Raw genomic sequence first — 375 nt, forward strand, 5'->3', positions numbered from 1 at the left:
AAACCATTTTACTTTACCTGTTAATGTCATGGTAATGCCTCCTAAAATTTAAAAAGATTACAATATGATCGGCCTTATTTGATTGAAAATAAAAGTTCACATATTATCAAAGACCCATAAGGAGGACAAAATGTCCCTGATTGATACTTGATAATATGCAAAGAAAATGCAGTGTTAAATTGACCTTAATTACTATCTTACAACAAATGGTGTGAAATAGCAAGTGCTGGTAATACCAGTAATTGACACTCCCATCCCTAAAGGGGCTAGCTGACTAACGTCAGTGGGATTCTTGCTACCAAAGGCGAAGTCCATTTCTGGTATCGCTGACGTGCAAGATTGCGGTGTGCCATCAGCACTCCCACAACAGACCAT

General features: G+C 38.1%; 1 pseudogene. It reads right to left on the bottom strand.

The annotated features are described in order from the left end of the window. Nucleotides 1–192: 192 nt before the first annotated feature. Nucleotides 193–375 (bottom strand): annotated as a pseudogene (locus tag KI356_RS18545) (hypothetical protein); the annotation flags it as partial.

The sequence above is a fragment of the Bacillus hominis genome, from assembly GCF_018332515.1.
Lineage (GTDB): Bacteria > Bacillota > Bacilli > Bacillales > Bacillaceae_G > Bacillus_A > Bacillus_A hominis.